Raw genomic sequence first — 14169 nt, forward strand, 5'->3', positions numbered from 1 at the left:
ATTTAACAGTAAATTTTAAAGGAAAACAGCTAATTATATGAACCTAAACAATTTTACCATCAAAGCCCAGGAAGCGATCTCTCGGTCGCAGCAATTGGCTTTTGACAAGGCGAATCCCGTCATCGAAACGGAACATTTGCTTAAATCGTTGCTGACCGAAGAAGATTCTTTGGTAGAATTTCTGTTGAAAAAGAATAACGTGAACGTGCCTTTCGTAGAGACGAAGCTCGAGGAGAGCATCAATAAATTACCAAAGGTCAGCGGCGGCGAACCCGCCCAGACCATCAGCCGCGACATGAATAATGTCATGCTGCGGGCGGGATCGGACCTGAAACAATTCGGAGATGAGTTCGTGAGCGTAGAACATCTCCTGCTGGCCATCGTGCATGGCAGCGATAATGCCGCGAAATTACTAAAGGATGCCGGGCTGACCGAGAAAGGCCTTATCGCGGCTATCAGGGACCTTCGTAAAGGCTCTACGGTCAATTCCCAGACGCAGGAAGCGTCTTTCAATGCACTGAATAAATATGCAAAGAATTTAAATGAGCTGGCACGCCAGGGGAAGCTGGACCCCGTCATCGGCAGGGACGAAGAGATCCGCAGGACGCTGCATATCCTATCCCGTCGCAGCAAGAACAACCCCATCCTGGTGGGTGAGCCCGGCGTCGGTAAGACAGCCATCGCCGAAGGTCTGGCCCATCGCATTGTGAACGGGGATGTTCCCGAGAATCTTCGTTCCAAGGTGATCTTCGCCCTGGATATGGGACAGCTGATCGCGGGCGCCAAATATAAAGGGGAATTTGAAGAGCGCCTGAAAAGCGTCGTGAAGGAAGTAGCCGGCAGCGATGGGGAGATCATCCTCTTCATTGACGAGATCCACACCCTCGTCGGTGCGGGTGGGGGAGAGGGCGCCATGGATGCCGCCAATATCCTTAAGCCGGCCCTTGCCCGTGGTGAGCTCCGGGCTATCGGCGCCACTACCCTGAATGAATACCAGAAATTCTTTGAGAAGGATAAAGCGCTGGAGCGCCGTTTCCAGAAAGTGTTGATCGACGAGCCCAGTGTGGAGGACGCCATTTCTATCCTGCGTGGACTGAAAGACAGGTATGAGACGCACCATCACGTGCGGATCAAGGATGATGCGATCATTGCTGCCGTGGAATTATCACATCGTTATGTCACGGACCGTTTCCTGCCTGACAAGGCCATTGACCTGATAGACGAAAGCGCGGCCAAGCTGCGGCTGGAGATGAACTCTATGCCTGAAGAGCTGGACAAGCTGGAAAGGCAGATCCGTCAGCTGGAGATCGAACGGGAAGCCATCAAAAGAGAGAACGATAAGGATAAATTAAAAGAGCTGAGCGCTGAAATAGGCAATCTCACTGTGAACAGGGATACATTAAAAGCTAAATGGAAGCAGGAAAAAGAGCTGGTGGAGAAAGTGCAGAACGCCAAGGCAGAGATAGAAAACCTCAAAATGGCTGCTGAGAAGGCCGAAAGGGAAGGACAATATGGACTGGTGGCGGAGATCCGTTATGGCAAAGTGAAAGAGCAGGAAAAGATCATCGAAGAATATTCACGGCAGCTGGCAACCATCAGCGCTCATTCGCGGCTGATGAAAGAAGAAGTGGACGCGGAAGACATTGCGGAGGCCGTGGCGAAGGCCACGGGTATACCGGTCTCGAAGATGCTGCAAAGCGAAAGGGAAAAGCTGCTGAACCTGGAAGACGAGCTGCACAAGCGGGTGGTAGGACAGGATGAAGCCATCCTGGCCGTAGCCGACGCTATCCGCCGGAGCCGTGCAGGCCTGCAGGACCCAAAACGCCCCATCGGATCGTTCATCTTTTTGGGAACTACCGGTGTCGGTAAAACGGAATTGGCAAAGGCATTGGCGGAATATCTTTTTGATGATGAGGGCATGATGACCCGCATCGATATGAGCGAATACCAGGAGAAACATGCGGTGAGCAGACTGATCGGCGCTCCTCCGGGATATGTGGGATATGATGAAGGCGGTCAACTGACGGAGGCCGTCCGCCGCAAACCTTATAGTGTCATTCTGCTCGACGAGATCGAAAAAGCGCATCCGGATGTCTTCAATATCCTGCTGCAGGTGCTGGACGACGGACGGCTCACCGATAACAAAGGCAGGGTGGTGAACTTCAAGAACACCATCATCATCATGACCAGCAATATGGGGAGCCAGATCATCCAGGCGAATTTTGAGGATGTGACGGAAAAGAACAGGGAAGATGTAATGGAAACGACCAGACGGGAAGTAACGGATCTGCTGAAACAGACCATCCGGCCGGAATTCCTCAATCGCATAGACGAGATCATCCTATTCCAGCCCTTGCTGAAAAGCGAGATCAAAGGGATCATCCGTATCCAGCTGGATGGCCTGCAAAAGATGGTGGCTAAGAATGGGATCGACCTCCAATTCAGCGACTATGCGCTGGATTACCTGGCCGAAAATGGCTTCGATCCCCAGTTCGGGGCCCGTCCGCTGAAGCGGCTGATCCAGAAAGAAATAGTTAATAAATTGAGTAAGAAGATATTAGCTGGCGATGTGGCAAAAGACCATCCGGTGTTGGTGGATGTATTCGATGGCGTTGTCGTATTTCGCAATGAAGCGCAGGAGACCCACGCGATCTAATAGCCGCAGTGGTTTGAAAATGACCCGGGGAAGTGCTTTTCCGGGTCATTTTTATGTAGATGTCCAATAAAAAAGGGTATATTGCGAATAAGCTGAACCAAACCGATTAGGAATTGTTAAATAGATGAATTATGGCACTAAAAGCAAAAGAAGTGGAGATCATCCCTACCCGGGATATCTTCGTCGGAGACCTCAAAGCTCCCGTAACACTGACAGAATATGGTGATTATGAAAGCGAAGCCTGCGCAAAAGTCAATGAAGTAGTGGACAAGCTGCTAAAAGCATACGACGGCAGGATACGCTTCAATTTCCGTCATTTTCCCCTCACCAAGATCCATCAGCATGCGATGAAGGCGGCGGAAGCCTCCCTTGGCGCAGCCCAGGAGGGAAAGTTCTGGGAAATGCATAATACGCTCTTCGCCCATCGGCGGCGCCTGGGCGCTATCAGCCTGCGCGAATATGCCAAGGAGGTAGGGGTGATCAATAAGAAGTTCCTGGAACACCTGGTGAATTGCACCTACGGCTGGTCTGTCAAGAGCGATCTGCTCGAAGGGCTGGATAAAGGAGTAAGGGACGTACCGGCTTTCTTCATCAATGGAGAACTGTTCACCGGTAAGCCCACTTATGACAATTTGAGCAAGGGTATCGAAGCCGCCCTTAACCAGGGAAAGAAAAAGAAGAAAGTTTCGACAGCGAAGGTTTAAAAAGTACATTCTTACATAAATGTTCAGCCTGGCCCCTCCCTGAGGGGCCTTTTTTTATTATCTTCAGGAGTATGAAAAACATCCTCCTCCTTTCAACCCTCCTCGCACTAACGTCTGCATTTTGTTTTGCACAAGGCTCCATCCCTTATGGTAATAACAAGGACGCCGGCAAATTCTACGATATCCGTGGATTTAAAATGTACTGTGAGATCTACGGACAAGGTCAGCCATTGCTGATCATTCATGGCAATGGAGGATCGATTGAAAATTTTAAGAAGAACATACCGTATTTCGCAGGTAAATACAAGGTGATCATTGCCGATAGCAGGGCGCAGGGGCGTTCAGCAGACCCGGGCGACTCGCTGACCTATGAAATGATGGCCGATGACCTTTCCGCGTTGCTGGACCAATTGCGTATAGACTCGGCCGATGTCATCGGCTGGAGCGACGGGGGGATCGATGGACTCCTGCTGGCTATGCGCCACCCGGAGAAAGTAAAGAAGCTGGCCGTCACAGGTGCCAATCTCTGGCCGGACACCAATGCCGTTTACCAGGAAGTATGGGATATGGTGCGGCCATACTATGCAGGACTAAAGAAAAAAACGTCCCTCACAGCACAGGAGAAAGGCAGCTATAAATTGCTGAGGCTGCTGTGCGACCAACCGAACATCCCTTTGGACGATCTCCATACTATCCATTGTCCCACATTGGTGATAGGAGGGGATCATGACGTGATCAAACCGGAACACACCATGCAGATAGCACATCATATCCCGCGGAGCTATTTGTGGATCCTGCCTAATTCGGGACACAGCACGCCGGTGGTGTACAGTGACCTGTTCAATAAGACGGTGGACGATTTCTTTATAATGCCTTTCCGGGAGATAAAAGGAGAGGGGCGGTTTAATTGATAATTGATCATATGATCCAGTTCACCACGACAATCTTACAATTTGCGGACCAGGGCGAAAAGACCGGCTGGACGTATATAAAGATCCCGGCTGCCCAGGCGCAGCAGCTTAAGCCTGGCAATAAGAAGTCCTTCCGGGTGAAAGGCAAGCTGGATGAGCATCCGATCAAAAAAGTGGCCTTGCTGCCCATGGGAGAGGGCGATTTCATTATGGCGCTTAATGCCACGATGAGGAAAGCCATCCGGAAGAGCAAGGGAGCCAGGCTGAAAGTGCAGCTGGAAGTGGATAATGCGAAGATCGAGCCGCCATCGGACCTGCTGGAATGCCTGGCCGATGAGCCTGCTGCGATGGCGTATTTCAGGGAGCTACCCAAATCCCATCAGAATTATTTCGGCAACTGGGTGCGCAGCGCCAAAACGGACGCCACCCGTGCAAAGAGGATTGCCCGGGTGGTGACGGCCATGGTTAAAAAGCAGGACTATGGGCAGATGATCCGTTCAGGCCAGCAGGACAGGCAGGACCTGATGGGATGAATGCAGGTCCTGCGGGCAAATTTTCATTTTGGCATGTATTCTTTTCATTTTGGGGTGGTACGCCGCTTCAGCTTCTTACATAATAATTTTTTTGTATCTCCTGTGATCCTTTGCTGGAGCGGCTTTTGACCAGGCCGGAGCCCTTCAGCCCTTGCTGGGTATGCTTTTTGACGCTGGGGGTCGACCCTACAGGCATAAATATGGACACAGGCCACTCAAAAAAGATCACCACAGCAGGACTGCTCATTACATTAGGCATTATTTTCGGAGACATCGGTACTTCTCCCCTTTATACTTTCCAGACGATATTGAATGAGGGAGGGAAGATTTCCAGTGAGCTGGTGCTGGGCGCCATCTCCTGTGTTTTCTGGACACTGACCCTGCAAACAACCTTTAAGTATGTTTTGATCACACTCCAGGCGGACAACAGGGGGGAGGGAGGCGTATTCTCCCTTTTCGCGCTGGTGCGGCGCTATGGGAAAAAGCTGGTGTATCCGGCTATCATCGGGGCAGGCACGCTGCTGGCCGACGGTATCATTACCCCTCCTATATCCGTGACATCGGCCATTGAAGGGCTGAACTCCGTGAAGGGGCTGGAGCATATCATCGTGCCGGGCAACAACCTGGTGGTGGAACTGGTGCTGGTGATCCTCCTGCTGCTGTTCGTATTTCAGCGTTTCGGCACAAAGATCGTCGGCGGTTCCTTTGGACCGATCATGCTCATATGGTTTTCCATGCTCGCTGTACTGGGTATCAACCAGATCATACATTATCCGCTCGTATTGAAAGCGCTGAGCCCGCATTATGGGCTGGAGCTGCTGATCCGGCACCCAAAGGGTTTCTGGCTGCTGGGAGCCGTGTTCCTCTGCACGACAGGGGCCGAAGCTTTGTATTCCGACCTTGGTCATTGCGGCAGACGGAACATACAGATCAGCTGGATCTTTGTAAAGACAGCCCTTGTATTGAATTACCTGGGACAGGGCGCCTGGGTGCTGCTGCAGCAGAAGAACGACCTGGGCGGCGTCAACCCATTCTTTGCCATCGTGCCTCACTGGTTCCTCGTACCCAGCGTCTTTATTGGCATGGCAGCCTCGATCATCGCCAGCCAGGCCCTGATCAGCGGCAGCTTCACCCTCATTAATGAGGCCATCAGCCTGAACTTCTGGCCCAAGGTCACCGTGAAATTTCCCACGGAAATCCGCGGCCAGATATATATTCCCAGCATCAATTGGATCCTATGCACAGGCTGTTTTCTTGTAGTGCTCTATTTCAGGACTTCCGAAAGCATGACGGCAGCATATGGATTTTCCATTACGATCGCAATGCTGATGACCACCATCCTTGTATACCATTTTCTACGGTATGTGAAACACTATTCTGTCTGGACCGTTATCCCCATTCTCATTGTCTTCGTAGTGGTGGAGTCCTCTTTTTTCGTGGCCAACGCCGTCAAGATCGTGAAAAGACTTTTCTTCCTCGTATTTGAAGTGGGGCTGATCTTCACCATGTATATCTGGTACCATGCGCGGAAGATCAACAACCGGTTCCTGAACTTCATCGACCTGAAGGAGCATATACCCTTGCTCGAAAGTCTCAGTCAGGATGAGTCCATCCCCAGATTGACCTCTCACCTTATCTACCTCACTAAAGCCAACCGGCCCGGGCAGATCGAGCAAAAGATACTCTACTCCATTTTCAGCCATAATCCCAAGCGGGCGGATATATACTGGTTCCTGCATATCGAGCGGACTGACGAGCCGTATACCATGGAATATGGGGTGGAAGAGCTGAGCGATAAAGTGATACGGGTGGAATTCCGCCTGGGTTTCCGTGTGCAGCCGCGTGTGGGACTCATGTTCCGCCGTGTCGTTTCGGAAATGATCTGCAACAGGGAGCTGGATATCACCCATCGCTATCCTTCCCTGAAGAAGCACAATATTGCAGATGATTTCCGTTATGTGATCCTGGAAAAATTCCTCTCTTACGACAATGAGTTTACTGTAAGGGAAGGATTTATCCTGAATGCTTATTTCAGCATGAAAAAGCTGGCCCTGGCGGAAGAAAAAGCTTTCGGGCTGGATTCCAGCGAGACGGTGGTGGAAAAGCTGCCTATGCTGGTAGCGCCGGCTACAAAGGTCAAGCTGCAGCGGGCTTACTACCGTGTCCATCAATCTGCTACCGTATAGTAATATGCGCGGTACTGTCCGGCAGGAATACCGGACTCTCCCGGCTGACCTAATGGATTTAATTGCGCAATCGTTCCCGGAGTGCCATCAAAATGGAAACAAATTTTGTTGCATCATTTTATTTTGGTAGCTTTTCAGAAGATTAATTTGCCTGACCTGTTTTTAACTCCGTTTCCATCAGCATCCGTCTCCCGTTTTTGTTACTGACCTTTACACCTCTTCAGAAGCCAGTGCTGTTCGTATATGCATTGGCTGTCGCATTTATACCCTCTGCGTAGGAAACAGGCTGAAAATTGTATGCCTTTTCAAATTTAGAAGAGTCGAACAAATAACCGTATTCATATTGATAGAGCATTTCATGCAACTCCGCCGTCGTCTTGTCGAAGAGACCTCCTATGCGGATCATCCATTTAGGGAGCACCATGCTGCGGGGCGTTTTGCCCAGGGCCGCCGCCGCCGATGCAATATAGCCGGCACCGGTGAGCGGGTCGGCCGCAGTAGGAAGATGCCAGACCTGGTTCCAGGAGTTTTCATCACTCCCCAACAGGTACAGCGCCCTGGCGGCGTCCTCAGTATAGGTAAAGGAATGGCGGGCATGGAGGTTCACGAGCCATTGTGCTTTTTGATCTTTGAAAAGTCGCTGGAAAACCAGCAGGTTGAATACGCTGGTCTTGTCGGCCCCGGGACCATAAAAATCCGCTGCGCGGGCGATGGTGGCGGTGATATTGCCCTTCCGTACCTCGCTCATCAGCTGGGTGGCGATCCGGGCGCGAAGATCGCCCTTCCTGCTGTCCGGATCATAAGGCGTTTCCTCCGTCATGGCGCCATCGACCCTTCCGTACATATATACGTTGTCGAAAAAGATAAGCCTTGCATTTGCCTGCCGGCAAGCCTCGATGAGATTGTTCATAATGAGCGGCCAGGCTTGTCTCCAGACGGCGTAATCATATTTCAGGCCTATGCAGCAGTAGACGACGGCGGACCCGCTGACAGCCGCTGATGCGTCATCCGCGCGGGTAATGTCGGCAGCAAGTGTCATTGCTCCGGGAAAGGGCGATGGATGCCGGGAAACGAGCCGGACGGGCAGCTGATGACGGATAAGCTCGCGGGCAAGACGGTTGGCAATGACGCCTCCGGCGCCTAGTATGGTATGGATCGACATGGTGTTGGAATTAGCTTTCAAAGATAGACAGAAGGACATTAACGTCTTATCCCAGCCTAATTGTATGAAAATAAAATATTTAGAAATATATATGATTAAAAATTGATTAAACGTTTGTTTAATTTAAACGTTTGTTTAAATTTGCTGCGCAATAGGTGTATTGAATACATAAATACATCAGCGGTTATTTTGTCTCAACTATTTGTAGCGATTTTTGCCTGCCGAAAGAAGATCATTCATCTATAGCCAACATATTTATGAAAAGAATAATGTATGCAGTATTTGTCAGCAGTGGCTTATTTATTTTATCTCCGGCGGTCAACGCCCAGAAGGCTCCCGACACAGTGCTGCAGCAGGCGACCTTGCCACAGGTGGTCGATTTTGCCCTGAAGCACTATCCGCTGATCCAGCAGGCGATGCTGGACGAACAGATCACGGACCGGCAGATCCGCAGCAAGCTGGCAGACTGGCTGCCGCAGCTGAACCTCAATGCCAGCTATCAGAATAACTTTCAGCTCCAGACCATCAATTTTAACGGCACCTATGTGCGTTCCGGCGTCTACAACACTTCGCTGGTAGGATTGGGGCTGACCCAGAATATTTTCAACAGGGACGTGCTGCTGGCCAGCCGGACTAAGAATGACGCGATGAAGCTGAGCCGGCAATATACTGCCACCGATAAGATCAACCTCGTCGTGAATGTCAGCAAGGCTTTTTATGATGTGCTGCTCACCCAGAAACAGATAGAAGTGCTGGATGATGACATCCGCCGGCTGGAAAGGAACCTGAAGGACACCTACAATCAGTACCAGGGTGGATTGGTGGACAAGACGGATTACAAACGGGCAACCATCTCCCTGAATAATTCGAAGGCGCAGCGGAAGACAAATGAAGAGGCGCTGAAGGCCAAATACAGTGCTCTGCAGCAGCTGATGGGTTATACTTCGAAGGACAGCATCCATCTCGTATATGACAGCGCGCAGATGGCATCGGATATATTGGTGGATACGCTGTCCGGAGTAGACTTTAACAACCGGATAGAATACCAGGCGCTGTTGACGCAAAAGAAATTACAGCAGACCAATCTGCAATACGAGAAGTGGAGCTACCTGCCCAGCCTGACAGCCAACGGAGCTTACAACATGAATTACCTCAACAACCGGTTCTCAAAACTATATAATGATAATTTCCCGAATTCCTATGCCGGATTGATGCTGAGCTTCCCCATTTTCCAGGGTACCAAACGGACCCAGAATATCAGGATAGCAGAGTTGCAGGTCCAACGCCTGGACTGGGATATCGTGAACCTGCAAAACTCCATTGGTACTGAATATGCGCAGGCGCTTGCTGCTTATAAAGGATACCTCAATAATTATAATGTGCTGAGGGAGAATCTCGATCTTGCCCGGGATGTGTTCAATACCATCGAGCTGCAGTACAGGAGCGGGATCAAGGCCTATCTGGAGCTCATCACGGCCGAAACAGACCTTCGCAATGCACAAACCAATTTCAGTGACGCGCTGTACCAGGTGTTGAGCAGTAAACTGGATGTTCAAAAGGCATTAGGGACCATTAAATTTTAATATAGCAAAATAAATCATCGTTTTTATATGGAAAATATTACACGTTGGACAGGACTAATGATCATCGTATCCGGATTAATGGCGGCTTGCGGCAACGATAAACCTGCAGGTCCCGCAACACCTCCTCCAGTCTCCGTATCGGTGTACACGGTAGCTCCCGGGGATGCTACCTATTTTGATTCCTACCCTGCGACCGTGGCTGCCCTGAACCAGGTGGATATCAAGCCGCAGGTTTCGGGCAATATTACCCATATCTTTTTCCAGGACGGGCAGCATGTACGCAAGGGAGCGCCATTGTATGAAATAGACCAGCAGCAGTACAAGGCGTCCTATGACGCGGCGATCGCCAACCTCAACGTCAGCAAGGCCAACCTGGCAAGGGCGCAACAGGATGCCGACCGGTATACCGAGCTTTCGCAGAAAGATGCCATTGCGCGCCAGACGCTGGATCATGCCCTGGCAGACCTGGAAGCCAACAAGCGGCAGGTAGAGGCTGCGCAGGCCAATGTGGCCAGTGTGCAGACCAATCTGAAGTATTCCATGATCTATGCTCCCTTTGACGGCACGATAGGGATCTCCCAGGTGAAGCTGGGTACCGCCGTGTATCCGCAGACACTGCTGAACACCGTTTCTTCCGACAATCCCCTGGCCGTGGATGTAGCCCTGGATGAAAAGCAGATCGCCCGCTTCTCTGCTTTGCTGCAGCAAAAGCCTTTGGCAAATGATTCCACTTTCACTTTCGTACAGCCGGACGGGACCGTCTATCCTTACCCGGGGCATATCCTGTTGCTGGACCGCGCAGTAGATCCTACGACAGGCACCATCAAAGCCCGTCTAATTTTTCCCAACCCAAAGAACACCATACGTCCCGGTGTCACAGGGAATGTACGCATCCAGAATAAAGGCGCCATCGGCAGCCTCCTCATTCCTTTAAAGTCAGTGGTCGAGCAGATGGGTGAGAACTTTGTTTACGTGCTAGGCGACAGCAGCAAGGTGGCGCAAAAGAAAGTCGTCCTTGGCGCCCATGTTGGCGATAAGGTCGTTGCCAGGGAAGGACTACAGGAAGGAGATAAGGTAGTGACCGACGGTGTGCAGAAGGTGAGGGACGGCATCAAGGTAAATGTGGGAGCTCCGGGAGCTAAGCCGCAGGCAGGTGCACAGCAGCAAGGGAAATAATATTCATCAGACAACAGATCAAGTCACAGCTATGATTGCAGATACTTTTATAAAAAGGCCGGTAACGGCTATCGTAATATCACTGGTCATTTTGATCGTGGGCGTACTGGCAATATTGACGCTGCCGGTGAGCCAGTACCCGGATATCACACCGGCTACGGTCCAGGTGACCAGTAATTTCACTGGCGCGGACGCACAGACAGTAGAGCAGACCGTCACCACGCCCATCGAGACCCAGATCAACGGCGTGCCCGGCATGACCTATATGCAGAGCAACAGCACCAACAACGGGCAATCGACCATCACCGTTACCCTGGATGTGGGCACCAATGTGGACATCGCCGCCCTGGACATTCAGAACAGGGTGGGCATCGCTACTCCGCCGCTGCCCGCGGTGGTTAAGAACCTGGGGATCATCACCCGCAAAAGGAACCCCAGTATCCTGATGCTGGTGGCTATTTACTCACCCAACGCCTCCCATGGAGTGCCTTTCCTGGACAATTATACCAATATATTCGTTCGTGATGCCCTCCTGCGGGTGAAAGGGGTAGGAGACGTGTTCACACGCGCCGATGATTTCAGTATGCGCATATGGTTGAAGACGGACAAGATGGCCCAGCTGGGCCTTTCATCGCAGGACGTGACCGCCGCCATCCAGGAACAGAACCTGCAGATCGCCGCAGGTTCCGTAGGCGTACCGCCGCAGAAAGCCACCTCTTCTTTCGAGTATACCGTATTCACCAACAGCCGGCTGAGCTCTGAAAAGGATTTCGAGAACATCGTCATCCGCAGCAATACCCAGAACGGCTCGATCATCTACCTGAAGGACGTGGCCAGGATCCAGCTGGGAAAGTTCAGCTATGCCAGCAATTCCTTCGTCGACCGGAAAAGAGCCAGTTACCTGCTGGTGTACCAGGCGCCGGGCAGCAATGCCCTGGCTACGGCAGAAGGCGTATACAAGGCCATGGATGCCTTAAAAAAATATTTCCCCGTCGGAGTTGATTATGTAGTGCCTTTCGAAGCGGTGTCCGTCGTACGTGTATCCATCAGCGAAGTGGTGGATACCCTGCTGGAAGCCCTCGGGCTGGTGGTGCTGGTGGTATTCCTCTTCTTACAGAGCTGGCGGGCGACGCTGATCCCTGTCCTGGCCATACCGGTATCCATCATAGGCACCTTCATCCTCTTCATACCGCTGGGCTTTACCATCAATACGCTTACCATGTTTGGTTTCGTGCTGGCCATCGGGATCGTGGTGGATGATGCCATCGTAGTGGTGGAAGCTGTACAGCATTATATGGACGAAGAGGGGCTTTCTGCGAAGGAGGCCACCACACGGGCGATGAAGGACATTTCCGGTCCCGTGGTGGCGATTGCGCTGATCCTGGCCGCAGTGTTCGTACCCGTAGGGTTCATTCCGGGCATAACAGGCCGTCTGTACCAGCAGTTTGCCATTACCATCGCCATTTCCGTCCTGATATCCGCTTTTGTCGCCTTGTCGCTGACGCCAGCCCTTTGTACCTTGCTGCTAAGGCCTATGCATCTCGACAAGAACTCGCGAGGCCTGAACAAGTTCTTCTATCATTTCAATAGCTGGTTCCACCGGGTATCGATCCGTTATACCAAGAGTGTAAAGGGATGGATCAAGCGGGCGCCGCTGGCCATTATCCTGCTGATCTGCATCGTATTGGGAGCATTGTTCCTCTTCAAGCAGAAACCCAGCGCCTTCATCCCCACGGAGGACGAAGGCCGCGTATATGTCACCTATGAGATCCCGGAAGCCGCCTCTACGACCCGAAGCCTTGCGGTCCTGGACAGTATGATGAAGGTCATCGACAGCATTCCCGGAGTCGCCCACTACGCGGCCCTGGGCGGACTGAACGTAGTGACCTTTGCCACGAAATCCAACAGCGGCACTATCTTCTGCCAGCTGAAGCCCTGGGACGACCGGAAAGAGAAGAGTCAGCAGCTGGACGGCGTTATGGCAGAGATGCGTAAGCGCTTTGCCGTCTTCAAGGAGGCCAACGTGGTCGTTATTTCGCCCCCCGCCATTCCCGGTCTGGGACAAACGGGCGGCTTCACATTCGAGCTGGAGCAACGGCAAAGCAATGACGACCTTCCCACCTTTGAAAAGGTGGTCCGGAACTTTGTAGGCGAAATGAACAAGCGGCCCGAGATCGCCCAGGCCTTTAGCTTCTTCACTGCCCATACACCCAGCTACCAGGTAACTGTTGACAGGGATAAATGTAAGAAGCTCGGCGTGTCCCTGGCAGATGTATATTCGACCCTGCAGATGTACCTGGGCAGCAGCTATATCAATGACTTTACCATCTATGGCCGTAACTTCCACGTGGTGGCGCAGGCCGACACCATCTACAGGGCTGATATCTCCGATATCGGGCAGTTCTATGTGCGTAACAACGCCCAGCAGATGATCCCGCTGAGCACGGTGGTGAGCTACAAGCTGCAGGAAAGTGCCCCGCTGATCTCGCACTTCAACATCTTCCGGACGGCGGAGATCAACGGCGGCGCCAAGCCAGGCTTTAGCAGCGGCCAGGCCATCCAGGCCTTGCAGGAAGTGGCGGCTAAGACCCTGCCCGAAGGTTATGGTTATGAGTTTGCCGGCCTTAGCAAACAGGAGATCGAATCCGGGTCCAGCACTATTTACATCTTCTCCCTGTCTGTCCTGTTCGTATTCCTCTTTTTGTCGGCCCTTTATGAGAGCTGGTCGGTGCCATTCTCCGTATTGCTGGCCGTGCCCATCGGGATATTCGGCGCTATCCTGACGCTGACCCTGGTGCCCAGGCTGACCAATAACGTGTACGCCCAGATCGGCCTGATCACCCTCATTGGTCTGGCGGCCAAGAATGCCATCCTGATCGTGGAATTTGCCAAGGAAAGGGTGGATAGAGGGGTGCCGGTGCTAACGGCTACATTGGAGGCTGTCCAGCTCCGTCTCCGCCCCATCCTGATGACATCCATGGCATTTATCCTGGGCGTATTGCCCCTCATCTTTGCCACGGGCGCAGGTGCCGTTGCACGGAATACCATCGGCTTCACCGTATTCGGAGGGATGCTGTCAGCCACTTTGCTGGCCATTTTCATCGTGCCGGTGCTTTTTGTGGTCATCACACGGACGGCTTATGGCAAGAAAAAGCTGGAAGAGCTGCAGAAGCAAAGACCGAATTTGTCGGAATAAGATCCATAAAGTAGGGCTAAAGATCCCGGGAATATACAGAGCGTCTCAATCATGATTGAGAC

9 protein-coding genes are annotated in these 14169 nt (G+C 51.9%); 8 read left to right on the top strand and 1 reads right to left on the bottom strand.

The window, feature by feature from the left end:
* Positions 1-37 precede the first annotated feature (37 nt).
* The 5 genes from clpB (at position 38) to Q4E93_RS11910 (ending at position 6990) form a co-directional block, all read left to right on the top strand.
* A complete protein-coding gene (gene clpB, locus Q4E93_RS11890) occupies positions 38-2656 on the top strand; it encodes an ATP-dependent chaperone ClpB (RefSeq protein ID WP_303585405.1) in 2619 nt (872 codons plus the stop codon).
* Between the two features lie 131 nt (positions 2657-2787).
* A complete protein-coding gene (locus Q4E93_RS11895) occupies positions 2788-3360 on the top strand; it encodes a DsbA family protein (RefSeq protein WP_303585407.1) in 573 nt (190 codons plus the stop codon).
* Positions 3361-3431: 71 nt separating this feature from the next.
* The gene (locus Q4E93_RS11900; protein WP_303585409.1) at positions 3432-4271 is read left to right on the top strand and encodes an alpha/beta fold hydrolase; all 840 of its coding nucleotides are present in this window, start codon (positions 3432-3434) and stop codon (positions 4269-4271) included.
* Between the two features lie 11 nt (positions 4272-4282).
* Positions 4283-4804: a YdeI/OmpD-associated family protein gene (locus Q4E93_RS11905; protein ID WP_303585411.1), complete on the top strand. Its 522-nt coding sequence runs from the start codon at positions 4283-4285 to the stop codon at positions 4802-4804.
* A gap of 200 nt (positions 4805-5004) precedes the next feature.
* Complete coding sequence (locus Q4E93_RS11910; RefSeq protein ID WP_303585413.1) at positions 5005-6990, top strand: KUP/HAK/KT family potassium transporter; 1986 nt, start codon at positions 5005-5007, stop codon at positions 6988-6990.
* Between the two features lie 220 nt (positions 6991-7210).
* On the opposite strand, the gene Q4E93_RS11915 is transcribed toward Q4E93_RS11910, so the two are convergent.
* A complete protein-coding gene (locus tag Q4E93_RS11915) occupies positions 7211-8152 on the bottom strand; it encodes an NAD-dependent epimerase/dehydratase family protein (RefSeq protein WP_303585415.1) in 942 nt (313 codons plus the stop codon).
* Between the two features lie 257 nt (positions 8153-8409).
* Here Q4E93_RS11915 and Q4E93_RS11920 point away from each other — a divergent pair, with 257 nt between their 5' ends.
* The 3 genes from Q4E93_RS11920 to Q4E93_RS11930 are packed head-to-tail and all read left to right on the top strand — an operon-like array spanning position 8410 to position 14107.
* Positions 8410-9735 carry a TolC family protein gene (locus tag Q4E93_RS11920; RefSeq protein ID WP_303585417.1) on the top strand — a complete coding sequence of 442 codons (1326 nt, stop codon included), beginning with the start codon at positions 8410-8412 and terminating at the stop codon, positions 9733-9735.
* A gap of 27 nt (positions 9736-9762) precedes the next feature.
* Positions 9763-10911, top strand: coding sequence for an efflux RND transporter periplasmic adaptor subunit (locus Q4E93_RS11925; RefSeq protein WP_303585419.1), 1149 nt, complete (start codon positions 9763-9765; stop codon positions 10909-10911).
* Positions 10912-10942: 31 nt separating this feature from the next.
* A complete protein-coding gene (locus tag Q4E93_RS11930; RefSeq protein WP_303585421.1) occupies positions 10943-14107 on the top strand; it encodes an efflux RND transporter permease subunit in 3165 nt (1054 codons plus the stop codon).
* The last annotated feature ends 62 nt before the right edge of the window (positions 14108-14169 follow it).

This window comes from Flavitalea plasmicola (genome assembly GCF_030546645.1).
Taxonomy (GTDB): domain Bacteria; phylum Bacteroidota; class Bacteroidia; order Chitinophagales; family Chitinophagaceae; genus Puia.